The 23,310-nt window shown below is 43.5% G+C and carries 20 protein-coding genes, 3 pseudogenes and 3 other annotated features; of the genes and pseudogenes, 6 read left to right on the forward strand and 17 right to left on the reverse strand.

What is annotated here, in order from left to right:
• The gene (gene pchC / locus BSU_35070) at positions 1 to 747 is read right to left on the reverse strand and encodes a cyclodipeptide synthase (tRNA-dependent), pulcherimminic acid precursor (RefSeq protein ID NP_391387.1); all 747 of its coding nucleotides are present in this window, start codon (positions 745 to 747) and stop codon (positions 1 to 3) included.
• A 425-nt stretch (positions 748 to 1,172) separates the two neighbouring features.
• Here pchC and pchR point away from each other — a divergent pair, with 425 nt between their 5' ends.
• Both pchR and pchE read left to right on the forward strand, forming a co-directional pair.
• Complete coding sequence (gene pchR, locus BSU_35080; protein ID NP_391388.1) at positions 1,173 to 1,682, forward strand: transcriptional regulator for pulcherriminic acid synthesis; 510 nt, start codon at positions 1,173 to 1,175, stop codon at positions 1,680 to 1,682.
• Positions 1,683 to 1,702: 20 nt separating this feature from the next.
• Positions 1,703 to 2,914, forward strand: coding sequence for a pulcherriminic acid efflux transporter (gene pchE, locus BSU_35090; protein ID NP_391389.1), 1,212 nt, complete (start codon positions 1,703 to 1,705; stop codon positions 2,912 to 2,914).
• Between the two features lie 27 nt (positions 2,915 to 2,941).
• On the opposite strand, the gene yvlD is transcribed toward pchE, so the two are convergent.
• From yvlD to yvlA, 4 genes are read right to left on the reverse strand one after another with little or no spacing between them, the layout of a single operon-like run.
• Complete coding sequence (yvlD, locus tag BSU_35100; protein NP_391390.1) at positions 2,942 to 3,301, reverse strand: putative integral phage holin-like membrane protein; 360 nt, start codon at positions 3,299 to 3,301, stop codon at positions 2,942 to 2,944.
• Position 3,302: 1 nt separating this feature from the next.
• The gene (gene yvlC / locus BSU_35110) at positions 3,303 to 3,500 is read right to left on the reverse strand and encodes a membrane associated phage-like stress regulator, nisin resistance (protein ID NP_391391.1); all 198 of its coding nucleotides are present in this window, start codon (positions 3,498 to 3,500) and stop codon (positions 3,303 to 3,305) included.
• Between the two features lie 4 nt (positions 3,501 to 3,504).
• Complete coding sequence (yvlB, locus tag BSU_35120; RefSeq protein ID NP_391392.1) at positions 3,505 to 4,602, reverse strand: conserved protein of unknown function, stress-related; 1,098 nt, start codon at positions 4,600 to 4,602, stop codon at positions 3,505 to 3,507.
• A 24-nt stretch (positions 4,603 to 4,626) separates the two neighbouring features.
• Positions 4,627 to 4,953, reverse strand: a complete 327-nt coding sequence (gene yvlA / locus BSU_35130; protein ID NP_391393.1) for a hypothetical protein — start codon at positions 4,951 to 4,953, stop codon at positions 4,627 to 4,629.
• A 217-nt stretch (positions 4,954 to 5,170) separates the two neighbouring features.
• On the opposite strand from yvlA, the gene yvkN reads away from it, so the two are divergent.
• Entirely contained in the window at positions 5,171 to 5,401 is a 231-nt protein-coding gene (yvkN, locus tag BSU_35140) for a hypothetical protein (RefSeq protein ID NP_391394.1), read from the forward strand.
• A 198-nt stretch (positions 5,402 to 5,599) separates the two neighbouring features.
• Positions 5,600 to 6,082 (reverse strand) — a sequence feature (Evidence 3: Putative function from multiple computational evidences; PubMedId: 16936039; Product type s: structure).
• Here yvkN and yvzB read toward each other — a convergent pair.
• The 4 genes and pseudogenes from yvzB to csbA all read right to left on the reverse strand — a co-directional run bounded on the left by yvzB (position 5,600) and on the right by csbA (position 11,526).
• Positions 5,600 to 6,082 (reverse strand): annotated as a pseudogene (yvzB, locus tag BSU_35150). It overlaps the preceding feature by 483 nt.
• 161 nt (positions 6,083 to 6,243) lie before the next feature.
• The gene (gene uvrA, locus BSU_35160; protein NP_391396.1) at positions 6,244 to 9,117 is read right to left on the reverse strand and encodes an excinuclease ABC (subunit A); all 2,874 of its coding nucleotides are present in this window, start codon (positions 9,115 to 9,117) and stop codon (positions 6,244 to 6,246) included.
• A 7-nt stretch (positions 9,118 to 9,124) separates the two neighbouring features.
• Positions 9,125 to 11,110, reverse strand: coding sequence for an excinuclease ABC (subunit B) (gene uvrB / locus BSU_35170; RefSeq protein NP_391397.1), 1,986 nt, complete (start codon positions 11,108 to 11,110; stop codon positions 9,125 to 9,127).
• A gap of 185 nt (positions 11,111 to 11,295) precedes the next feature.
• Complete coding sequence (gene csbA, locus BSU_35180; protein NP_391398.1) at positions 11,296 to 11,526, reverse strand: conserved membrane protein of unknown function; 231 nt, start codon at positions 11,524 to 11,526, stop codon at positions 11,296 to 11,298.
• A gap of 446 nt (positions 11,527 to 11,972) precedes the next feature.
• Between csbA and yvkC the strand changes: the two genes are divergently transcribed.
• From yvkC to yvkA, 3 genes are all read left to right on the forward strand, one after another.
• Positions 11,973 to 14,468: a putative phosphotransferase gene (gene yvkC, locus BSU_35190; protein ID NP_391399.1), complete on the forward strand. Its 2,496-nt coding sequence runs from the start codon at positions 11,973 to 11,975 to the stop codon at positions 14,466 to 14,468.
• Between the two features lie 75 nt (positions 14,469 to 14,543).
• On the forward strand, positions 14,544 to 15,113 hold the full coding sequence (gene yvkB / locus BSU_35200) for a putative transcriptional regulator (TetR/AcrR family) (RefSeq protein NP_391400.1): 570 nt from the start codon (positions 14,544 to 14,546) through the stop codon (positions 15,111 to 15,113).
• A gap of 30 nt (positions 15,114 to 15,143) precedes the next feature.
• The gene (yvkA, locus tag BSU_35210; RefSeq protein ID NP_391401.1) at positions 15,144 to 16,478 is read left to right on the forward strand and encodes a putative efflux transporter; all 1,335 of its coding nucleotides are present in this window, start codon (positions 15,144 to 15,146) and stop codon (positions 16,476 to 16,478) included.
• A 47-nt stretch (positions 16,479 to 16,525) separates the two neighbouring features.
• On the opposite strand, the gene minJ is transcribed toward yvkA, so the two are convergent.
• From minJ to yvjA, 8 genes and pseudogenes are all read right to left on the reverse strand, one after another.
• Positions 16,526 to 17,719 (reverse strand): topological determinant of cell division, encoded by a 1,194-nt coding sequence (gene minJ, locus BSU_35220; protein NP_391402.1) that lies wholly within the window; start codon positions 17,717 to 17,719, stop codon positions 16,526 to 16,528.
• Between the two features lie 78 nt (positions 17,720 to 17,797).
• Positions 17,798 to 18,136, reverse strand: a sequence feature (Evidence 1a: Function from experimental evidences in the studied strain; PubMedId: 15066026, 16030230; Product type cp: cell process).
• A pseudogene (swrAAc, locus tag BSU_35230) lies at positions 17,798 to 18,136 on the reverse strand. It overlaps the preceding feature by 339 nt.
• Positions 18,111 to 18,227 (reverse strand) — a sequence feature (Evidence 1a: Function from experimental evidences in the studied strain; Product type cp: cell process). Its footprint overlaps the pseudogene before it by 26 nt.
• A pseudogene (gene swrAAn, locus BSU_35239) lies at positions 18,111 to 18,227 on the reverse strand. (Overlaps the previous feature by 117 nt.) Before swrAAn ends, swrAAc begins: the two co-directional pseudogenes overlap by 26 nt.
• A 308-nt stretch (positions 18,228 to 18,535) precedes the next feature.
• On the reverse strand, positions 18,536 to 19,978 hold the full coding sequence (gene ctpB / locus BSU_35240; RefSeq protein NP_391404.1) for a PDZ-containing carboxyl-terminal protease processing protease [Zn(II)]: 1,443 nt from the start codon (positions 19,976 to 19,978) through the stop codon (positions 18,536 to 18,538).
• Positions 19,979 to 20,117: 139 nt separating this feature from the next.
• Positions 20,118 to 21,008 carry a cell-division ABC transporter gene (ftsX, locus tag BSU_35250; RefSeq protein NP_391405.1) on the reverse strand — a complete coding sequence of 297 codons (891 nt, stop codon included), beginning with the start codon at positions 21,006 to 21,008 and terminating at the stop codon, positions 20,118 to 20,120.
• Positions 21,001 to 21,687, reverse strand: a complete 687-nt coding sequence (gene ftsE / locus BSU_35260; protein ID NP_391406.1) for a cell-division signal transducer (ATP-binding protein) — start codon at positions 21,685 to 21,687, stop codon at positions 21,001 to 21,003. Before ftsE ends, ftsX begins: the two co-directional genes overlap by 8 nt.
• A gap of 233 nt (positions 21,688 to 21,920) precedes the next feature.
• Positions 21,921 to 22,259, reverse strand: a complete 339-nt coding sequence (cccB, locus tag BSU_35270) for a cytochrome c551 (RefSeq protein NP_391407.1) — start codon at positions 22,257 to 22,259, stop codon at positions 21,921 to 21,923.
• A gap of 48 nt (positions 22,260 to 22,307) precedes the next feature.
• Positions 22,308 to 23,192, reverse strand: a complete 885-nt coding sequence (gene yvjA, locus BSU_35280; RefSeq protein ID NP_391408.2) for a putative integral inner membrane protein — start codon at positions 23,190 to 23,192, stop codon at positions 22,308 to 22,310.
• Between the last annotated feature and the right edge of the window lie 118 nt (positions 23,193 to 23,310).

Genomic DNA, 23,310 nt, shown 5'->3' on the forward strand with positions numbered 1-23,310 from the left:
TCATCCTTCAGATGTGATCCGTTTCTCAGAAAGCATCTGCGCCATTTCCTGTACAATGAGATACCCTTGATTCGGCCGCATACAAATAGAAAATTCATGGTTACTGATCTTCTCACCCAGCTTCCACGGACGATGATAAGCAAGGAGTGTCTCTTCCACCTCTAAAATATCCGGAGCTCCGATAAAAAACGGCAGCTCAGCTATGACATATTCCACAGCCAAATTCAGCATATCCTCACTGACTTCTTCCATCATCAAACTGACGCCCCGCGCACGCCCGATTATCGCTTCACGAGACATGTCCAAACAAGCATGTCGAAAATGAGGCTGCTCAAAAAATGCATGTTCAACTTCTTGTCTCAACAGCTGGTAGGCTTTGTTATCTATAAAATCAGAAAATGTATGAATCGCCTTCGGATCCCCGCCATGAGCCACAAGGGCTCTTTCTGCAAATCTCCTGTTTCGTGATACCTCTTTCCTTACTTTTCGTTCAGCCTTTCCTCTCGGAGTTCCAAGCGCTTCTAGAAGATTAGCCGCCTCATGCCCTGCAAGTAAAACTGAAACGCTTTTAAATTGAGCTTTCGCCCATCCAATTAATCTGTAAATATAATCCTCTGAAAACCTGCTGTTAAATGGGCTGATCCCCACCAAAACATGCCTGCGCCGTTCAAATATTTCTCTGCAGTTTTCTGTTAATGCCTCAGCAATAAAATGCACAGACCTTCTTTCCGTTACCATTCCGGTCATCTCATTCACCCCTAAAACTTATCCCGCTTTAAGTCATCACCCTCAAATACAAGATGGAATAGCTAGAACAACTGAACAAGACGAATGGCAGGCATCACTTAAAGTTTCCAAATGTTTTTTAAGATTTTAATAATCATTTTCAATACCCATATCATGATAAATGTTTACTAGTAAACATTAGTCATTTTATCCCTTTTCCTTCCAAACGTCAATATGATCTGTGCCCAAATATTTGAAAATAAATGTAAACATCACATTTTCCACACACTTTTTACACGCATATTCAGCATGACATATCAACAAATAGTCTAAACACCAACAATTGACAACGAAAACAAGAAAAGATAAAATAAAATTGTTCACCAGTAAACGATTTGTTTTATTGTTTCATCGTAAACTATTATTCCTAAGAAAGAAGGTAGCCTATGTCTGATTTGACAAAACAGATGATATACGACATATACGTGAGACTGCTGCACCTTAATGAACAAAAAGCGAACACTTCACTTCAGCAATTTTTTAAGGAGGCCGCAGAAGAGGATGTAGCTGAAATTCCCAAAAATATGACAAGCATTCACGTCATTGACTGCATCGGCCAGCATGAACCCATTAATAATGCCGGAATTGCCAGAAAAATGAACTTATCGAAAGCGAATGTAACGAAAATCAGCACAAAACTGATCAAGGAAGAATTCATTAACAGCTATCAGCTGACAGATAACAAAAAAGAAGTTTATTTTAAATTAACCCGTAAAGGCAGACGGATTTTCGACTTACATGAGAAACTGCATAAAAAAAAGGAGCTGGCTTTTTACCAATTCCTCGATTCATTTTCACAAGAAGAACAAAAGGCTGTATTGAAGTTTCTAGAGCAGTTGACGTCAACACTTGAAGCAGAACAAACCGATGGGACTCCAGACAAACCTGTAAAGTAAACAAAAAGGCGGTGTACACTTTGGCTCATACAAAATCAAAGGCAGTATTGATCTTATACACTGTTTGCTTCAGTGCATTTTTTGCATCTTTAAGCCAGAACATTTATTCACCTATTCTTCCGATCATTAAAGAATCATTCCATGTTTCCACAGCTATGGTGAACCTGTCAGTCTCAGTTTTTATGATTGTGACAGCAATAATGCAAATTATATTAGGAGCGATCATTGATTTTAAAGGCGCTCGGATCGTCTTGATTACCGGTATTCTGGCAACGGCAGCAGCCAGCATCGGCTGTGCGGTGACTACTGACTTTACCTTGTTTCTGATATTCAGAATGATACAGGCAGCCGGTTCCGCAGCACTGCCTCTTATTGCTGCCACAACGATCGGACAGCTGTTTACAGGAAATGAACGCGGGAGTGCAATGGGAACGTATCAAATGCTCCTGTCTGTCGCACCGGCTATTGCTCCAGTTCTAGGAGGATTCATAGGCGGAGCAGCCGGATACGAAGGGATTTTTTGGATACTTGCGGCCATCTCTATCGTTTTGCTGGTGACAAACAGCATCACCTTTCCTAAAGATTCTCCAACTGAATCTATGCAGCAAGCCAAAGGCAATGTGTTCGCTCATTATAAATCAATATTTACAAATCGAACAGGGAACGTCATTTTGACTTTAAGTTTTGTTCTCTTTTTCATTTATTTTGCAGTAATTGTCTACCTCCCAATATTGCTGACAGAGCATTACCATATAGATGTGGGTATAGCAGGACTGTTATATTTGCCGCTGGCGCTGAGCACGATTGCAGGTACGTTTCTGTTTAAAAGAATACAGGCAAAAATCGGGCTGCACACCTTGTTTATCGGAAGCAATGTGATTGCCGCCTGCAGCATCATTTTATTTGCTGTTACACATTCCGTTTCTCTCGTTCTCATGGCTCTGACGCTGGCACTGTTTGGCATCTCGATGGGGGTTATTCCTCCCTTGTACTCTACAATGATTACTAATGAATTTGAGCACAACAGAGGGAGTGCAATCGGAATGTTTAACTTTATCCGATATACAGGCATGGCAGCAGGTCCGATGGTATCTGCCTACTTGCTCACAATGATGCCGTCTGCCATGTCCTTTAGCCTCCTAGGCCTTGGATTTGCCGCATTGAGCTTTTGCCTTCTTCCGCCAATGTTTTCGCCGCAGAAGCGCACGAAACAAAAAAAGCACCACATGTAAAAAAGCTGCCTTTGCGGGCAGCTTTTTTTATTTTTTTCTAAGCGGCTCTAAAATGCCTTTTTGAATCAGCAAATGGAAGACCGACAGGATAACGGATGCCCATATCGCTGTGCCGAAGCCGTCGATTTGAAAGCTGTCACCCATAATGGACGCGGTCATCATAAGCGTGATGGCGTTAATCACAAACAAGAAGAGTCCAAGCGTCACCATGGTGACCGGCAGTGTAAATATAATTAAAAGCGGTTTAATCAGCACGTTTAAGATCGATAAAATGAGGCTGGCGATAATCGCTGCCCCAATGCTGCTGATATGGATGGAGTCAATATATCCATCAATGACGATTAATAACAATGCATTGACTAAAATGCTGACTGCCCATTTTACCATGTCATTTCATATCCCTTTCTGACGGGACGATAAAAATCCAAATGATATAAATGAGCAAAACCGGCAAGACACTTGTCATAATGGCTAAGATGACAGTTATGACTCTGAGGAGTGATGCGTCCCAATTGAAATATTCCGCGAGACCTCCGATAACACCGGCGATTTTCTTATTTTTTTCTGAGCGATAAAGCTTATTCATTCGATCACCTCTGTGAGTACTTTAGTTTGATGGCGCCTGTTAGTGATTCTGAGAAGACGGTGATGTTTTGATCATGTGCCTGATTTGAAGTGAACATCATTTCTTTTTGAATCGTATCATTTTTTTCCTTCAGCATCTCTACATCCATTAATTCATGGGACAGCGTACCAAGATTGCTTTTCAGCTCTGCCTTCACTGCGAGATCGTCCGGAATTGCAAGCTCTACATTTCCAGTCGTTGTTTTTGCATAAATGGAGCGGCAGTCTGATTCTGTTACGTTAATCGCAATATTTCCGTTAAAGCTTTGAACGTCAATGGATTCGCTTTTCCCTCGGAGATCGATCAATCCGTTAATGGTTTCCGCTTCTATCGTACCGCAGCTGTGGCTTGCGAGCTTAATTTGCCCGTTGGCCGTTTCAGCTATGGCTTTTTCGGCTGTTAAATACGAGAACGACAGCACGCCGTTTGTCGTTTTCGCTGAGAACTCTTTTACATGTAAATGTTCCCCTCTGACTGGACCGTTAAACAGCTTCACCCGAATCTTATCATACTCCTTCTGAGGAATATACAAAGTGACATTCGTTTTCATCGTCTTTTTCTCAGTACGGATAAAAAACTTATTACCTTTGATTTCACATTCAATATGCTGAAGAAATGCGTGTCTCGCCGCATCCTGGCTGTCAGCGCGATATACCTTCGCCTGGCATTCCGCTCTGATATCGTCATCTTCCCAAGGGACGATATTTACGCTGCCATTGGCAATTTGCAGCTCAACACTGGAAAAGTCAGTATCTTTAAATTGAAAAATGTGCTGAACATCATACGCATGGCCAAAGTTTAAATCAAGGTCAACTTCCTTGACCTTTTTCACAGCAGAATCAATCCAGTCAAACAGCTTGGCTCCTAAAGACGGTTTGCCGCTTTCTTTTTTTGCCGTTGTAAATGGCTCTTCCTCGTCATGAACGTGAACTGAGAGCGCTGTGATTTTCTCTTCTTTTTCCTTGTAGTCGCTGTCAAGCTTTTCAATCAGTGTCAAAGCTTCTTGTGCTGTAAGCTTTCCTTCCTCAACAAGCTTAAGGATTCGTTCCTTTTCTTGCTTCATTACGATCTCCTCCCCATTGTCTACTTATGCTGCACGCAGGACCTTAATGCCCTGAATCACATTCCAAATGATAATGCCAATGACAACTAAGAAATAAATAACCGCTCCCCCGATGATTACAAATACAGGAAGCAAGCTGTCTCCATCAATCGCAACGGCTCCGCCAAGTAAAGCAATAAAAAGGAACAGCCAGCCGACAAACGGAACAATGTGAGAAATAAGAGAGCGTATCGCATGGCGTTTTGTTTCTTTCTCATTTACAACAAAATATGCGACAATCGGCACAATGATTGGCGCAATGAACACACTGAAATAACAAAGTGATGCAATAATAGCTTGATTACGGTTCAATTCATTCCACACTCCTATTGTGAATTGTCCATGACAAAAGATCAGGGACGTTTTACTTATTTATACGTTTAAAATCTCTTCAGGTTTCAAATTCATTCTTTAGACATGCTCCGATTTACGGAAATTGGATTTTAAAAAGTTTTAGAAGTAGAATCTTCCGGCTATACCGATTACAATATGTAAAAAGCTTACGGCAACCAAGGAGGCTGGACAAGCAATGGAGAAAGATCCCAGTGACTATACAGTAACACAAGAATCAGTGTTAAAGCTGATTCAGGAACAAAAAAGAATGAATCGTGAAATGATCACCGAGCTTGAGCAGATTCACGGACCCTTCCCGATCTCTCACGATATCCAATATATAAAAGTGCTGCTCGACAGCAGCAACACACATATTGTTCAAGATTTAATGAGTGTAAGTAAGCAGCTGTATAAGAAGACTTTGTAATTGCGGAAAACATATCATTCATTATAACTGAAACAAAGCTAAAGGTTAGATGACAATATCTTGCCTTTTTTGTTTTGAAAAAACAAGTGATTCCCTGGCTGTCACAAAATGATTGTAACAAAAAAAGCCTGCCGGCACATCCAGTTAATGGACTCTGTCGGCAAGCTGTAACTATCAGAAAGAGATAGCCGTTCAAAATTAACGTAACAATTGAAGCACGTTTTGCGGCTGTTGGTTTGCTTGAGCAAGCATCGCTTGAGAAGCTTGAGAAGGAATGTTGTTCTTTGTGAACTCGCTCATTTCTTTCGCCATGTCAACGTCACGGATACGGGACTCAGCAGCTGTCAGGTTTTCAGAAGAAGCACCAAGGTTGTTGATTGTGTGCTCTAGACGGTTTTGTACCGCACCAAGTTTAGCACGTTGGTTTGAGACATTGTTGATTGCAGTATCAATACTTTCAAGTTGTGTATCAAAAGGAGTATTAGCAAAATCTGTTACATTAAGTGCGTTTACTCCTAAAGCAGTTGATGACATGCTGTCAATGTTAACTGTAAGCTGCTGGCCAGCATTTGCTCCAATTTGGAAAGTGAAACCATCAGTTTCAGTACCATCTAATAACTTTTTGCCGTTGAATTCAGTACGATTTGAAATGCCATCAACTTCCTCAATAAGCGCATCCATTTCATCTTTAATTGCACCAAGATCTTCTGCTTGTTGTGTACCTGTGTTTCCTGCTTGAACAGTAAGTTCACTTCTAAACCTATTATGCCGTAAAGAAAAAGCTTGCCTGCTAAGCCCAAGGATGGACTTGCCGACAAGCTGTCCCCTCTTAACAGAGGGTTTTAAGATGTAGCTGTTTCTTTTGCTTTCAAGAGCGATTTCATGCGTGTTTTGTCACGTTCGATAACAGGCTTTAAATAACGGCCTGTATACGATTCTTCAACTTCAGTGATTTCCTCAGGCGTTCCAGACGCGACAATGGTTCCGCCTCCGGCTCCGCCTTCCGGGCCCAAATCCACAATGTAATCGGCCGTCTTAATGATATCAAGATTGTGCTCAATAACCAGTACAGTGTCTCCGTTGTCTACCAACCGTTGCAGCACGACAAGAAGCCTGGCGATATCGTCGACATGCAAACCTGTCGTCGGCTCATCTAAAATGTAGAGCGTACGTCCGGTTGAGCGTTTGTGCAGCTCTGACGCGAGCTTCACGCGCTGCGCTTCTCCGCCTGACAAGGTCGTCGCCGGCTGGCCGAGCGTAATATAACCTAAACCAACATCATAAAGGGTTTGGAGCTTGCGTTTGATTTTCGGGATATTTTCAAAGAAAGAAAGAGCATCTTCAACCGTCATATCAAGCACATCAGAGATGCTTTTTCCTTTGTACGTCACTTCAAGCGTTTCACGGTTATAGCGTTTGCCGTGACACACCTCGCATGGAACGTATACGTCAGGAAGGAAGTGCATTTCAATTTTAATAATCCCGTCTCCGCGGCAGGCTTCACATCGTCCGCCCTTCACGTTGAAGCTGAAACGGCCTTTTTTATAGCCGCGGACCTTCGCTTCATTTGTCTGCGCGAATACATCACGAATGTCATCAAATACACCGGTGTATGTCGCAGGGTTGGATCTCGGCGTTCTTCCGATTGGCGCCTGGTCAATGTCAATGACTTTATCTAAATGATCCAAACCTTTAATCTCTTTATGGCTGCCGGGCTTCGCTTTCGCTTTATGAAGCTTTTGCGCCAGCGCCTTATGCAAAATTTCATTAACGAGTGTACTCTTTCCTGAACCGGAAACACCTGTAACTGCTGTAAACGTCCCAAGCGGGAACTTGGCATTCACTTTTTTCAGGTTGTTTTCTGATGCACCTTTAATTTCAATGTAACGTCCGTCCGGCTTTCTTCTTTCAGGAGGCAATGGGATAAACTTTTTCCCTGATAAATAGCTGCCCGTTAATGAATTTGGATCTTCCATCACTTCTTCCGGCGTACCCGCAGATATCACCTGTCCGCCGTGAATGCCGGCTCCCGGTCCAATATCTATTAAATAATCTGCTGCCATCATCGTGTCCTCATCATGTTCGACAACAATCAGCGTGTTCCCGAGGTCTCTCATATTTTTCAGAGCGCTGATCAAGCGGTCGTTATCACGCTGATGCAGACCGATAGACGGCTCATCTAAAATATAAAGCACACCGGATAAACGCGAGCCAATTTGAGTCGCCAGCCTGATGCGCTGCGCCTCTCCTCCGGACAATGTACCCGCTGCCCTGCTCAATGTCAGGTAATCGAGGCCGACTTTGTCCAGAAAGCTTAAGCGCTCCACAATTTCGCGCAAAATCAAATTGGCGATCTGCATATCCTTCTCAGAAAGGGTAAGATCTTTAAAGAAGGCAAGTGCGTCGGCGACAGACAGCTCGGTAATTTTCCCAATGTGGCGGCCGTCAATCAGTACGGCAAGCGCCTCTTTCTTTAACCGATAGCCTTTGCACGTCGGACAAGACTTCTGAGACATATACTGCTCCATTTGCTCACGTATGAAATCGGAGCCTGTCTCCTTATAGCGTCTTTCAATGTTGCGCAATACGCCTTCAAATTGAATTTCACCTTCGCGGATTTGTCCAAAATCATTTTCATATCGGAAATAAATCAGGTCATCCCCGCTGCCGTACAGCACTTTATCCAGTTGATGCTTCGGCAAATCTTTGACCGGCACATCCATATCAATCCCGTAGTGGGTGCAGACTGCCTCAAGCAGCTGAGGATAATATTGTGAGCTGATCGGTGTCCAAGGGGCGACCGCATTCTCCTTCAATGACAAATCTTGATTGGGGATGACAAGATCGGCATCCACTTCAAGCTTCATTCCGAGACCGTCACACGTCGGACACGCCCCGAACGGACTGTTAAACGAAAACAGACGCGGCTCAAGCTCACCAATTGAAAATCCGCAGTGCGGACAGGCATGATGCTCGCTGAACATCAGCTCTTCCTCACCGATGACATCGATCATAACCCGTCCTTCACCTAAACGAAGCGCCGTTTCCAATGAATCTGACAGCCGGGCTGCCACGCCTTCTTTCACGACAATCCGGTCAATGACTACCTCAATGGAATGCTTCTTGTTCTTTTCTAATTCGATATCGTCGGAAAGCTCAGCCATCTCGCCGTCAATTCTGACTCTGACATAGCCTTGTTTCCTAATCTGTTCAAGCACTTTGACATGAGCGCCTTTTCGGCCCGAGACAATCGGCGCCAGCACCTGAAGCTTCGTCCGTTCCGGGTATTCCAGAATTCTGTCCACCATTTGCTCGATGGTCTGGGATGTAATCTCAATTCCGTGTTCCGGACAATGAGGCTTCCCTACTCTCGCATATAAAAGACGCAGATAATCATAAATCTCAGTTACCGTACCGACAGTAGACCTCGGATTGCGGCTCGTTGTTTTCTGATCAATGCTGATGGCGGGAGAGAGCCCCTCAATTGCATCCACATCCGGCTTATCCATTTGCCCTAAAAACTGGCGGGCATAGGCAGACAGCGACTCGACATACCGTCTCTGTCCTTCAGCATATATCGTGTCAAAGGCAAGGGAGGATTTACCTGATCCGGACAAACCCGTGACAACGACAAGCTGATCTCTCGGAATCGTTACATCTATATTTTTCAGGTTATGCGCCCTGGCTCCCTTCACCTCTATCCGATCCATAGCCATTTGTTCATCATCCTTCCGCTTTTAGCTCTAAAAGTAAATCGCGAAGCTCCGCGGCTCTCTCAAAGTCAAGCGCCTTGGCGGCTTCCTTCATTTCATGCTCCATCTGTTCAACGACTTTCTGGCGTTCTTTCTTCGTCATTTTCGACAGCTTCGGCGCGGCTTTTGTTTTGTATTCCGCTTTATCCTCAGCTGCTACTGTGGCACGAATGACATCGCGAATTTCTTTATTTATCGTTTTCGGCGTAATGCCGTGCTCTTCGTTAAACCGCTCCTGCTGCTCGCGGCGGCGTTTTGTTTCATTAATCGCAATTTCCATAGACTTCGTTATTTTATCGGCGTACATAATGACGCGGCCTTCCGCATTTCTCGCTGCCCGTCCGATGGTCTGGATCAGCGACCGCTCCGAACGAAGGAAACCTTCCTTATCCGCATCCAAAATCGCAACAAGGGATACTTCGGGAATGTCCAAACCTTCCCTCAGCAGGTTGATGCCGACAAGCACATCGTACTTGCCAAGGCGCAGGTCGCGGATAATTTCAATCCGTTCAAGCGTCTTGATCTCAGAATGCAGATAGTTTACTTTAATGCCGATTTCCTTTAAATAATCGGTCAGATCCTCTGACATCTTCTTCGTCAAAGTTGTCACAAGCACCCGTTCATTCCGCTCGATTCTTGCTTGAATTTCGCCGATCAAGTCGTCAATCTGACCTTCGATTGGACGGACGTCAATAAGCGGGTCAAGAAGCCCCGTCGGACGAATGATCTGTTCGACCATTTCATCTGTATGTTCAATCTCGTACGGCCCTGGTGTTGCTGATACATACACGATATTGTGCATATGCTTTTCAAATTCCTCAAAACGAAGCGGACGGTTATCAAGCGCTGATGGAAGCCGGAAGCCGTGATCCACGAGCACCTGTTTCCGCGCCTGGTCTCCGTTAAACATGCCGCGCACCTGAGGAATTGTCACATGCGACTCATCCACCACGATCATAAAATCGTCTGGGAAATAATCAAGAAGCGTATACGGCGTTGAACCTGGAGGCCGCAGAGTCAAATGTCTTGAATAGTTCTCGATGCCGGAGCAGAAACCCATTTCACGCATCATTTCAAGATCATATCTTGTCCGCTGCTCTAAACGCTGCGCTTCAAGGAGCTTTCCGTTTTCATGCATGACCTTCAGCTGCTCCTCAAGCTCCTTCTCGATATTTTGAATCGCCTTCTCCATTTTCTCGGCCCGCGTTACGAAGTGGGATGCCGGGAAAATCGCAACATGATCTCGGTCGCCGAGAATTTCTCCTGTCAGCGCATCTACTTCCCGAATCCGTTCGATTTCGTCACCGAAAAATTCAACTCTGACACAATGCTCATCACGGGATGCCGGAAAGATTTCCACTACATCCCCGCGCACACGAAATGTACCGCGCTGAAAGTCGATATCGTTGCGGGCATATTGGATGTCTACAAGTTTTCTGAGCAGCTCGTTGCGCTCAATTTCCATTTCAGTCCGCAGTGACACGACCATTTCCCGGTATTCCTCAGGCGAACCGAGGCCGTATATACAAGACACACTCGCAATAATAATGACATCTCTGCGCTCAAACAAAGCTGATGTGGCGGAGTGTCTCAGTTTATCAATTTCATCATTAATACTAGCGTCTTTCTCTATAAATGTATCCGTTTGAGGCACATACGCCTCCGGCTGATAATAATCATAGTAGCTGACAAAATACTCGACAGCATTGTTCGGAAAAAATTCCTTGAACTCACTGTAAAGCTGTCCAGCAAGGGTTTTGTTATGGGCAATCACGAGAGTCGGCTTATTGACTTCTTTAATCAAATTGGACACCGTAAATGTTTTCCCAGTTCCTGTTGCACCCAGCAGAGTCTGATGCTTCTTGCCCTCCTGAATTCCTTTCACAAGCTTTTCAATGGCTTTCGGCTGATCTCCCTGGGGCTGATATTTCGAGACTAACTCAAAGCGATCTTTCACAAAAATAAGCCTCCGTTTCTTTAACGAAATCTTCCTATAGATATAGTAACACAATGGAAAGCAAAATCACTAAAAATACGAACTAAAGTTCGGTGGTTTTTTATTTCCAGCTGTTTTTGTGTATAAAAAACCTGCTTTTAAAACGTAAAAGCAGGTATTCAGTCTTTATATTCATTATGTCCGATTTATTCTTCTTTTTTCTCTGCAGCTTTTTTGGCCATATACAGTCCGCCAGCCACAAGAGACACAACATCCAATCCTACAATAAAATACGTTTCTGTATAGCCTTTTAAATAAGAGGCAAACAGCAATGCAGCTGTTAAAGCGATCGCCACATAATGATTAAAGGTGACTCTAGTAAATAGAACAACAAGCATAAAAGGGAAAAACAATGCAAAAACGGCTTTTGTAATCAACAAAAACCCTCCTCAGGGATTCTTCATCTGATCTGATTATAGTAAAAAATGAAGAATCGGACAATCGTGCATTCGCTCCCTCTACTTACACCATACCCCTTTTCAGCCAAAATCAATCACCATATTTGCATTTTGGTGCCGGTCAAAACTTATTCCATGGTGCCGCTGTTCTAATCAGCGGCACTTTTTTTATTACATCATCAAGTCCGCCGCCAGATTCCGAGAATAAAAGAAAATAGGCATACAGTACCAGTACGGCCGCATTTTTCAGGATAATATAACCAACTTAACTATTCATTTTATTTAGGACTTTCTGCGTTTGACAGCATTTTCCTGAAAACCTACAATTAAATGATAGTGTTTACTATCATTTTTTAAACACAGGCTCCGCAATAAAAAGACTAGAGAGAAAAACAAAATGAATGAAGAAAAGAGGGGTTTCAAATATGTATTCTGTTTTATTTCGCCAGGCAGAAGAGTCCAGCCAGCTGGCTGGAGCAAAAGGAATGAATTTGATTAAATTGACCAAACACGGTCTTCCTGTTCCGGACGGGTTTATTATTCAAACGAATGCGCTCGCACGTTTTATGGAGGACAACCAGCTTCAAGAGACTAGTGAAAACGTCGAAGGCGGGATCATTTCCGGAACATTTTCGGATGAGCTGAAAGATGAGCTGACTAGTTCCTTTTATAAGCTTAGAGAATCATATCGATCCGTAGCCGTGCGTTCTTCGTCTGCTTCGGAAGATTTAGAAGGCGCCTCATTCGCGGGTCAATATGAAACCTACTTAAATATCAAAACAGAGGAAGAGTTTCTGGCTAAAGTGAAAGAATGCTGGGCCTCATTTTTTTCTGGGCGGGTCAGCAGCTATAAGAAAAAAATGAACAATCAAATCGCAGAGCCGTTAATGGGAATAGTCGTTCAGGGGCTGATCGATTCAGAAATGTCAGGTGTTATCTTCAGCCGCAACCCTGTTACCCATGATGATAGAGAGCTTTTAATCAGCGCCAGCTACGGGTTGGGTGAAGCTGTTGTTTCAGGAAATGTTACCCCAGACACGTTCATTGTTAATAAATCTTCGTTTGAGATTCAGAAAGAAATAGGTGCAAAGGAAATCTACATGGAGTCTGCGGCAGAAGGAATTGCTGAAAAAGAAACGAGTGAAGACATGCGCAGCCGTTTTTGCCTTACAGATGAACAAGTGATTGAATTGGCTGAAATCACAAAAAAAACCGAAGACCTGTACGGATATCCTGTTGATATAGAATTTGGAATTGCTGATCATCAAATATACCTTCTGCAAGCTCGCCCGATTACAACCATTGATCAGGACAAAAAAGCGGCAGAAGAAAAACGCAGCTTCATGATTACCGACACTGATATGAATGATTTCTGGCTTAACATGGAGTCTAATATTGAAGGTCCGGTGAGTCCGTTATTTTCATCCTTCATCGTGCCGGCATTGGAATATGGCTTGAAGAAGAGCATGCAAAAGTTTCCGATTGGTGTAGTTGTTGATGAAGTAAAACTTTATCGCGGACATATTTATTCCAAAAACCAAGGCGGACAGCAGCCTCCTTCTGAAGACTGCGGCAAAGAGCTTTTCCCGATTTTATCGGAGCATATGTATGACATCATCAATCACACATACCTCCCTTTTTACCGGACACTGGACCAGCTCGCACAAACTGAGCATACCGCAGAAAGCGCACTGGAAGCTTTTCAAAAACTAAAGGCCTTTTATCTCACGGCTTATGAAGAGCACTTTAATATCGTTTTCCCGCAAATCCTTTTAACAAACAAACTGCAAGCGATGTATCAGGACATTCAAGGAGAGTCCGAAAACGCTCATTTTTACGAGATGCTGACAGGAAAAATGAACAAATCACTGGAAACGGACCGTTGCTTATGGCTATTTTCTGTGGAAGTTCAGGAGAACCCGAACCTTCTGGCCATTTTTGAAAACAACAAGCCTGAACAGCTCCAGGAGAAATTGGAACAAACAGATGAGGGAAGACACTTCCTGAAGAACGTCCATGAATTCTTGCAAGAATACGGATGGAGATCTGTTAAAAGTCATGATCTGATTGAACAAATCTGGGTGGAAAATCCGTATTTCGCTCTGGCCAATATTCAAAATTATGTCCGTAATGGCTATCATTTTGACAATGAATTTCAGAAAACAAAAGAAAAACGAGAGAAATTATACAATGAATTCTTGGAAAGCATAGAAGATCCCGGTTTACGCACCGAATTTGACCGCTATTATCAATGGACACTGAACTCTGCAAATATAAAAGATGATCACCACTTTTATATTGACGCCATGCTGGATGCCAAGGCGAGAATCTTTCTGCTGAAGATAGGTGAATTGCTGGCGGAAAACGGTGTCATTCAAGATCGGGAGGACCTTTGGTTCTTATATGACGACGAAGTGGAACAAGCGCTTCTTCACCCTGTATCCCTGCAAGAAAAGGCTGAAAAACGCAGACAGATTTTTCATGAGTATGAGCTGGCCCAAGCCCCGGCCTACCTCGGCACCCCGACAAAAGAACAGCTCAAAGCAGCTGAAGAAATTGTCGGCGCTGTGATAGAGGATGAAAAAAACACAGAGAATCATATTTTTGGCATTGCGGCATCAAGCGGCATTGCGACAGGTCCGGTGAAAATCATTCGGGACGCCAATGAATTTTCTCAATTCGCGCCTGGAGACGTACTCGTTTGCAAGATGACCACACCGCTATGGACCAGCCTGTTTCAAGACGCCAAAGCGATTATTACAGACACAGGCGGCATTTTGTCTCACGCTGCGATTATTGCCCGTGAATACGGCATTCCAGCCGTTCTCGGCACACGCACGGCAACCGAAAGACTGCGAGACGGTGACATCATCACTGTTGACGGAAGCAGCGGCAAAATCACAGTTGTCAGCCGGTCCTGATGCGTCCCCCTCTTTCTTATACAAGCGGGGCGGGTGTATACTTGTCCTGCCAGTATATTCGTGAGGTGAAACGTATTGAGACCGACAAACAAGAGAATCCTTGATGCTGCCATGCAGCTGCTCGTCAAAAAAGGATATCGCGCAACGACTACAAAAGAAATTGCAGAAAAAGCAAATGTAAGTGAAGCGACGATTTTCAGGAACTTTAAAAACAAACAAGGACTAGTTGAGGCTTTGCTTTCTCAGCATTCTTCAAACAGAGGCAGCATTTTGGAACAAACAGAAGGGGATTTGTACAAAGACCTGCTTCATATCGGAACCTGTCTCTTGGAGGAGCTCGAACATAGAAAAGATATCATTAAAATCAGCTTTCGTGAACCGGCCATGTTTCAGGATGTCATTAACCACGTCACTGAATATCCCCAATCTATGAAACAGCTATTGGTTGATTATCTCAAAACGATGGGTGAGAAAGGGGTTATTCAGACAGGAAATGAAGCGGAACATGCCGACGTGTTCATGTCGATTATCTTCGGTTATTTCATTCACCGTCTCCACTTAGGAGACCGGGTCATATCAATGCCCCAGGAAAAAATGCTGGAGCATAGCACAGCTCTATTTGTCAAAGGAATTTCTGCTGATTAACTCCTTGGCATAATAAAAAGGAGGATCCCAATGAGCTCAAGAAAAGAATGGGCGCTGATCGTCTCGCTATTATTGGGGGCCATTCTGGTTCCCATTAACTCAACGATGATCGCGGTCGCGCTCTCATCTATTTCCCATACGTATAACGAGTCCATCGCAAGCATCACTTGGGTGGTTACCGTTTATTTAATCGTGATGGCAGTCACACAGCCGATTGCAGGAAAGCTCGGTGACATGTACGGCAATAAAACAATGTACTTATGGGGAGTCGGCCTTTTTCTAATCGCATCTCTAGGCTGCGCCCTTTCACCGAGTCTGCTCCTGTTAATTGTCTTTCGGGCATTGCAGGCTGTCGGCGGGGCATTGCTTACGCCAAACAGCATTGCCATTATCCGGCATGTTGTTTCTGAAAAACGCCTACCGAAAGTGTTTGGATTTTTCGGACTGGGCGCGGGACTTGGTGCAGCACTCGGGCCTTTTATCGGCTCTATACTGATTGACAGCTTCAGCTGGCATTCGATTTTTTGGGTCAACATCCCGTTCCTCGCCATTGCTTTATTTACGGCATTAACGATGTTTCCTCAATATAAAGAAAATAAATCTGACGCGCCGCTGGATATCATCGGCTCTCTCTTGCTTGCAGGCAGCATCGTTTCCATTATCCTGCTGACGAAAAATGAGGCTCCATGGGGATATACTGTATACAGTGTATTGATACTTCTTTTTGTTCCGCTTTTTTTCAGAAGAGAAAAACGTACCCAGCACCCCATCATTGACTTTGCACTGTTTAAAAGCTCAACCTTTACAAATGCGAATCTATCAGTCTTGTTAAGCAATTTGATGATGTATGCCGTCTTATTGATTATGCCGTTATTTATGACGAACCAATTTGGGCTTAATACATCTAACAGCGGGATGGCGCTTTCTGTATTTTCGATCTTCATGTCAGCCAGCAACTGGGTGGGCGCGCAGCTCCATCACAAATGGGGAGCCAAAAAAATCATTTTTCTTTCATTTGCCATGATGGCTGGTGCGAATCTATTATTTTTGCTGTTAAGCAGCTCGCATTCTGTCTTGTTCCTCATGCTCTCTCTTATCCTTGGCGGGCTCGCTTCCGGAGTCGGTCTGACCAGCATGCAGGTTTCATCCCTTGCCACAGTAGACCCCGGTATGTCAGGAGTGGCATCTGGGATTTTCTCGACCTTCCGTTATTTCGGAAGCATCATTTCATCAGCCTTAATTGGCCTGATTTCGGGATATCACACCCTATTTATGATTCTCTTTGCTGTATCCATCATCGGCGTTTTTGTTTCATTGGGCATCAAATCTGATGAAACGGCACGGATAGAAAAAAACTCAGCGTAACACAAAACAGCCCGGCATCGCATCATCCTGCGGTGCCGGGCTGCCTTTTATGATCCCGAAGCGACTGCTTCGTCTTCACGGTCATCCTTTACGAAGAGGATGCCCAATTCATGATGTTCTCCTTCATAAGAAGCTCGCTGGTCAAAACGAATTTCTCCATTCAAACCGATAATTTCAAGCTTTACATATGCACGGTTATGCTGAAGCGCTTCATAGAAATCAGAAACGTTCTTAACCGGTATGCCATTGACTTTCGTTATGATTTCCCCGATTTTCAATTCCAGATCCTCAGCCGGCGTATTGGGGATAATCCCAAGCACCATTAAGCCCTGATCCCTTTTCGAGAAATAAAACGGAGCCGCGTTATCATTCACTCTTTGCTTTATGGACAGAAAAATACGCCCTAACAAAGCGGTACAGACCGCTGCACCCGCAAGCGGCGTCCACAGTAAGCTCGCTGCACCGAGAACTGCGACGGCAAGACCGAGAATACAAACGCGTTTCGCTGTGATCCTTATACTCGTTTCAGGCAGCGATCCCTGTACCCTTTGTCCAAATCCGACAAAGTAAGGAATCCATAGAAAATGGAATGAGCCGCCGGGAACCGTAAACACGGGCCACCAGCTAAGGTGCGATTCTAAACCATTACCGGGCACGAGAAGGAACAGCGGCAAAAGCCAAACCCGGTTTGCCAGCTGCTGTCCGATCGGCAAACCGCGGCTGCTTACGACAAGTGCCGGTGATGTTCTCACATGCGCAGAACGATAAGCAACCGCTCCTTCAGTGATAATCAGCAAACCTAGAAACACAGCCACAGCCGGCCAAACAACTGCAAATCCTTGCGGAAATCTCTCCAGAAAGGGCTCCGCCTGATATATTTGCAGTCCAAAACCTATCAGCATACTCACACTGACGATATATGCAGCAGACATCCAGTTTGCGCGAAGAGTGAACGCTGCCGCTGCAGTGATAACGGCAATAATCGCAAGTAAACCGAGAGGAATCGATATTCCGAGTCCACCTAAAATAACTGACAAAAGAAGACCTGGAATCAGTCCCTTTGTATATGTAAATTTCAGATCATCATAAATATCTGCTATTCTTGTATGAAAGGTTTTTCGTTCCCGTTTGATTCTTACATAGCCGAAAGCCAAGGTTATGATGATAAAAAACCAGAAAAGCGGGTGTAAGAAGAACAAGCCCGCGCTTTTTAACAGTTCAATTCCCCATTGAACAGACACTATCTCTCACCGCCTCAAGCCAAACATGTTACTCATATTCTATCAAATATTAAATGGCTTGGATATCCTCAGGAGAGTTTATCTCTCTTGCGTCATCCACAGCGTGACATTCGATAGTGAAAAATCCTTTAAATAGTGGTTTACATCCACATCCAATAACCCGCTGATTAGATGCATCGACCTTTTTATATCTGTCAGATTAATTCCTAATCGCTTATGGTTTTTCATTAAGTAGTTAAAATAATGTTTGGCGCATTCCTCATTAATGTCATTTACTGATTCGACATTGGTGTAATTGACCAAATATCTGCTGAACAGCATAAGAAGACTTAGTGCTTTTGTAGCTGAAAATGTTACGTCTTGTGTTCTGTCTTTTAATTGTTCCACTAATTCATAATATTTTTTTTTCACGCACAATACTTGCCCTCTTCAATTGTGAACCCCCATTTTCTTTATACAGATAAGCACGGGCCAGTATAAGCAGCAGTACTGGAGTGCTAACAAGCATTCTCGCTAACGTTACTCTTTAAATACCTGTCGTTCAGCTGCCATTAACCTGATTACTGTTCTTTTTAGAACCTTCTTATATTGTATGAAGTAAACAAAGACTAGGCAACTTGCAAAAGTTTCATTTTAAATGCATATTAACTCGTTAGAAAGTCTCTCTCATATATTGATATCGGGTAATAACAGTCCTTTATAAATGTTTATTTGTGAAAATTTTTTTAATTTCTTGTCAAAAACTCATTTTTTATGTGACTTATGATCCATAATCTCTTTAAGCACAAAGAAACAGGAGATGAAATACCATCTCCTTTAATTGACAAATAATGATTTCAATGCTGTTTGAAGCTGCAAATCATTTTTTTCATCTGATTTTTTCTTTTCTATCTGCTGATTTAATGTCTCTGCAGTGCGAGTGTCGATCACACCGGTTTTATTCAGCTTGTTTTGATCCTGAAAAGCCATAACCGCTTTTTTCATGTCTTTGCTGAAATAGCCATCCTCACGTCCCGGATCAAAGCTGAGACCTTTTAACAATACCTGCGCATGCTTGACGTCTTCATTGTTCATGTCCACTTTAAGCGGCTCTTTCAGCTGTAAGGGCCCGGCGGAAAAATAATCGGGCTGCTTAATCGCAATGGTCGGTTCAATTCCTTTCTTATGAATCCAGTTTCCATTTGGCGTCAGCCACTTGTAAAGCGTTAATTTGATGTTGCTGCCGTCCCCCATTGGCACAGCCTGTTGAACCGTTCCCTTTCCAAAAGACGTATCGCCTACAACATCATAATGGCCAGCTTCCTTTAATGCGCCGGCAAGAATTTCTGATGCAGAGGCACTTCCTTTATCCGTAATCACATTGACAGGGTACGCTTTTTTATGGGTCAATGTTGAAAAATAACGTTTTTTATCTCCATTGCGTTCAGCAATCTGAATATACGGCTGATCCTTTGTAACGAAATGCTTAAGAATTTCTTCCACACTTTGAAGATATCCACCCGGGTTGCCGCGTACATCAATGACAAGTCCTTCTATTTCTTTTTTCTCAAGCTCCCTCAGCGCTTTTGCAAAATCCTCTGCGGTGTGCTCAGAAAAAGTAGAGATGGCAATATATCCGACAGAATGCCCCTGTACTTTTTTCTCTGATGCAAAAACCGTTTCGAGCGGAATCTCAGCTCTCTTGATCCGGAATGACAACTGCTTCTTCGTTCCAGGCCGCTGAATCTTCATTGAAACGCTGGACCCTTTTTTTCCTCTTATTTTTAACACAGCGTGGTTTAAATCCTTGCCGGCCATCGATTCTCCATTGATGCTGATAATTTCATCATTAGGCTTCAACCCGGCTTTTTCCGCTGGCGATTTCTTGAATGGAGAAACAATAATAATTTTGCCGTCTTCCATTCCAACCTCAGCCCCGATGCCTTCAAATGAGGAATCAAGAGAATCAGAAAATTGCTTAGCTGTCTGCTTGTCCATGTAAACAGAATAAGGATCATTTAGCGTAGACAGCATTCCCTGGATGGCTCCCTCGAGCAGCTTTTCTCTATCTACTTTTTCTACGTACTCATTCGAAATTAACTCATACGCTTTTTCGATTTTGTCCATAGCTTTATCCCGTTCAGAGTCAGCTTGTGCCGTCGCGGGAACTGCTGCAGTCTGGGGCTTATCCATCTCAAGCAGGTTGATTCCCGCATATACACCGGCGCCTCCGAACAGCATGCTCCCTGCTGCTATCACAGCCATTATTTTTTGATTCATCCTTTACTCCTCCTGTATGCCAGACTGTCTTTACCAAAACCTAGAGATAGTATATGTAAAGGATGGAGATTTCATGTAATCATAGAAGAAAAAGAAGGCAAATGAAAAGCCGTCCCGAAAACGGAACGGCTTTTTCACTTTATACTCGCAGAAACTTGCGGATGGAAGTCAGACTTCCCCATACTCCAATTACTGCGCCGATTGCAATCAGCACTAGCGAAACTTGGAATACAAATGGATTATAAGGAAGAAGAGAGACAAATGATCCTTGAACCTTTGGAACGACCCATCCGATGACGTATTGGTAAGTGCTCAGCACCAGTGCAATCGGAATCACAGAACCGAATACGCCTAGCAGCAATCCTTCAAGGAAAAACGGCCAGCGGATAAACCAGTTTGTCGCGCCGACAAGCTTCATGATTTCAATTTCTTTTCTTCTTGCGAAAATTGTAATTTTAATGGTGTTGGAAATTAAGAACATCGCCGTAAATACCAGGCCGATAATTAACGCGATTCCGATGTTGCGGGAAACGCCGACCACTTTAAACAAACGGCTGACCTCTTCTTTTCCATAAGTGACTTTATAAACATGATCCATTTTTTCGATCTTTTTCGCCACGTTCGGCGTATCATGCGGATCTGTCGTTTTGACGACAAACGCATCATTAAGCGGGTTTTCCTGATCCTTCATTGTCAGGGATTTTCCGCTGTCACCAAAACTGTCAACCAGCTGGTCAAGCTCTTTTTCTTTAGATGAAAAAGTGACACTCTGAATGCCCTTCAGTTCCTTAATATCGTTCTGAAGCTTGTCCTGTGCCTTCTGATCTGCAGTCAGATCAATCAGCACTTTGATTTCGACTTGTTTTTCTGCATTCGTGGCCATGTTATTCAAATTCAGCATAATCACTAAAAACACGCCGACTAAAATCAGCGTAACGGTTACAGCACTAATGGATGCAAATGTCATCCATGTGTTTCTCCCGAGAGATTTAAAACTCTCACGCAAGTGGCGCCCGAGAATTTTAATCATATGAACCATACTCCCCTCTTGACTCATCACGCACAATGATACCATCTTCGATTGCAATGACACGTTTCTTCATGGTGTTTACGATTTCTTTATTATGTGTCGCCATCACGACTGTTGTCCCGCGGTTGTTAATTTCCTCCAGCGTCTTCATGACTTCCCAGGACGTATCCGGATCAAGGTTTCCTGTCGGTTCATCAGCAATGACAACATCAGGGTTGTTCACAATTGATCTGGCAATAGATACACGCTGCTGCTCCCCGCCTGAAAGCTGGTCAGGAAATTGTCGCGCTTTATGCTTCAGCTGCACGAGATCAAGCACTTCAAGCACCCGTTTCTTAATGACAGACGGCTGTTCTCCAATCACTTCAAGGGCAAATGCCACATTTTCAAAAACAGTAAGTTTCGGAAGAAGCTTGAAATCCTGAAAGACAACACCTATTTTGCGGCGCACGAAAGGAATCTCTTTTTCTTTAATTGTCGCGAGATCTTTATGATTGATTAAAATTTGTCCTTTTGTCGGTTTTTCTTCTCTGTAAATCATTTTAATAAAAGTAGATTTACCTGCTCCGCTCGGACCAACAACATACACAAACTCGCCGGGATGAATGGTAACAGAAATCCCATTGAGTGCTTTTACGCCGTTCGGATAGGCTTTATATACTTCCTTCATCTCTATCATGAAATCACCTAATCTTTTATATCATTTTATCTATCACACGGTCATACTCTTCGAATGCATTCGACAATTTATGACCCATTCATTTGTAAAAAGATGAAAAATCTGAAAGTTCCCTTTTTCAATACACTTCATTATACGTCAAATTTAGACATAATACTATTACAGTTTCTTTTCATTCATATTGTCAAGGCATAAAAACATCCTTGCCAGCACTCGGCAAGGATGTTTTTATCTTACTTTTTTTCTGACAGCCATTTGGCAATAACAGCGGCTTCGTTATCATCTACAAGCCCCTTTGGCATATTGCCGCGGCCGTTTTTAATAATGCTTTCAATTTTGTGTTCATCGTATTTGCCTCCGACCTCTTGGAGATTAGGCCCTGACACACCTTCTAAATCCTTGCCGTGGCAGCCTACGCAGCTTTGCTGATATAATTCTTCCCCTTCAGATGCAGTGGCTTCCGTCTTGCTGCCAGTGTCTGTCTTCTCTTCTTTTGCATCGTTTGATCCGCAGGCAGCCAACAGAACAGAAAGCGCAAATCCAATCATTAGTATCGATAACTTTGATTTCATGTTGAGAAGCACAACTCCTTTACGATCTCTTCCATATTATAACCTCGTTTAAGCGCGTTTGAAACCCTCGCCCAGCACCTCGCTCGCGTCTGCTACAATTACAAAAGCTGACTCATCAATCTGTTTGACGATTTGTTTCAATTTGGTGAATTCAGTTTGCCCAACCACGCACATTAAAATCGGACGGTCATCGTCAGTATATCCGCCGACTGCAGAAATTTTTGTCACGCCTCTGTCAATCTTCTGTAAGACAGCCTCCTTGACAGCCTGCTCCTGCTTTGTAATGATGAGCGCCATTTTTGAACGATTAAAGCCGACTTGCACAACATCAATGGTTTTGCTGGACACATAGACGCCAAGCATGGCATATAAGCCTTGCTCAATATTAAATACAATCATAGCCGTAACAACGATCATTCCGTCAATGATGGCGAGACACTTCCCCAATGACAGACCGGAGTACTTATGAATGATCTGTGCAGCCAAGGCTGTACCTCCCGTCGAACCTTTCCCTAAGTACACAATACCAATTCCGATACCTATCCCGACACCGCCAAAAATCGCCGCCAGGAGTTCATGATGAGTGGCGGGCTGAATATCCCTTGTCAGAAACACTACTAGCGGCAAAAACACAGAACCTGCAAGCGTCTTTAGTCCAAATTTCCCGCCGAGCAAAATGACGCCAGCAATAAATAAAGGGATATTAATAATCCACTGTACATACGCTGCTTCAAAACCATATGATTGTAAAATCGTACTGATCCCGCTGACCCCGCCGGCGGCAATCTTATTCGGAAGCAAAAATACATTAAAGGACACGGCCGTAATCGCTGCTCCTATCAATATGTATACATAATCCCGCAAAATCCACAATGTTTTATTCCGTACGTCCATCATATATCCTCCGTTTCTTCCAATGCTCTCCGATAGCATTTTAATCCTTCCCTGATTAGATGTAAATAACACCCAAATACAGTGGTAATATGCTAAAGCAGCAGTGAAATCAAGGATATAAGAAATAAAAAAACACACCCGTATGCATCAGGTGTGT

The organism is Bacillus subtilis subsp. subtilis str. 168 (genome assembly GCF_000009045.1).
Lineage (GTDB): Bacteria > Bacillota > Bacilli > Bacillales > Bacillaceae > Bacillus > Bacillus subtilis.

Coding starts and splice junctions, on each gene's coding strand:
- pchR (NP_391388.1), top strand. CDS start 1,173: ATGTCTGATTTGACAAAACAGATGATATACGACATATACGTGAGACTG.
- pchC (NP_391387.1), bottom strand. CDS start 747: ATGACCGGAATGGTAACGGAAAGAAGGTCTGTGCATTTTATTGCTGAG.
- yvkC (NP_391399.1), top strand. CDS start 11,973: ATGTATTCTGTTTTATTTCGCCAGGCAGAAGAGTCCAGCCAGCTGGCT.
- yvlD (NP_391390.1), bottom strand. CDS start 3,301: ATGGTAAAATGGGCAGTCAGCATTTTAGTCAATGCATTGTTATTAATC.
- yvkA (NP_391401.1), top strand. CDS start 15,144: ATGAGCTCAAGAAAAGAATGGGCGCTGATCGTCTCGCTATTATTGGGG.
- uvrA (NP_391396.1), bottom strand. CDS start 9,117: ATGGCTATGGATCGGATAGAGGTGAAGGGAGCCAGGGCGCATAACCTG.
- ftsE (NP_391406.1), bottom strand. CDS start 21,687: ATGATAGAGATGAAGGAAGTATATAAAGCCTATCCGAACGGCGTAAAA.
- yvlB (NP_391392.1), bottom strand. CDS start 4,602: ATGAAGCAAGAAAAGGAACGAATCCTTAAGCTTGTTGAGGAAGGAAAG.
- yvlC (NP_391391.1), bottom strand. CDS start 3,500: ATGAATAAGCTTTATCGCTCAGAAAAAAATAAGAAAATCGCCGGTGTT.
- ctpB (NP_391404.1), bottom strand. CDS start 19,978: ATGAATCAAAAAATAATGGCTGTGATAGCAGCAGGGAGCATGCTGTTC.
- yvkN (NP_391394.1), top strand. CDS start 5,171: ATGGAGAAAGATCCCAGTGACTATACAGTAACACAAGAATCAGTGTTA.
- ftsX (NP_391405.1), bottom strand. CDS start 21,008: ATGATTAAAATTCTCGGGCGCCACTTGCGTGAGAGTTTTAAATCTCTC.
- yvjA (NP_391408.2), bottom strand. CDS start 23,192: ATGCTATCGGAGAGCATTGGAAGAAACGGAGGATATATGATGGACGTA.
- cccB (NP_391407.1), bottom strand. CDS start 22,259: ATGAAATCAAAGTTATCGATACTAATGATTGGATTTGCGCTTTCTGTT.